The organism is Rahnella rivi (assembly GCF_019049655.1).
Classification (GTDB): Bacteria; Pseudomonadota; Gammaproteobacteria; order Enterobacterales; family Enterobacteriaceae; genus Rahnella; species Rahnella rivi.
Window position 1 is genome coordinate 1 of the sequence record NZ_JAFMOX010000003.1, and the last position, 234, is coordinate 234.

At 52.1% G+C, this 234-nt stretch carries 1 rRNA gene; it reads left to right on the forward strand.

Annotated elements, in window-relative coordinates:
- Window positions 1-140: 140 nt before the first annotated feature.
- Window positions 141-234, forward strand: a 5S ribosomal RNA gene (rrf, locus tag J1779_RS00015); the annotation flags it as partial.

A 234-nucleotide genomic window follows, 5' to 3' on the forward strand; every position in this document is an offset into this window, starting at 1 on the left:
TAATGACCCGAGAGGCTTAACCTTACAACACCAAAGGTGTTTTAGAGTGGCTCTGAAGTAGATTTTCAGCTGAATGTTCCGAGATTGGTTCGTAGTGCAAGCCTGACTTAAGGTGCGCGTTATGGATGAAACAGAATTTGCCTGGCGGCACTAGCGCGGTGGTCCCACCTGACCCCATGCCGAACTCAGAAGTGAAACGCCGTAGCGCCGATGGTAGTGTGGGGTCTCCCCATG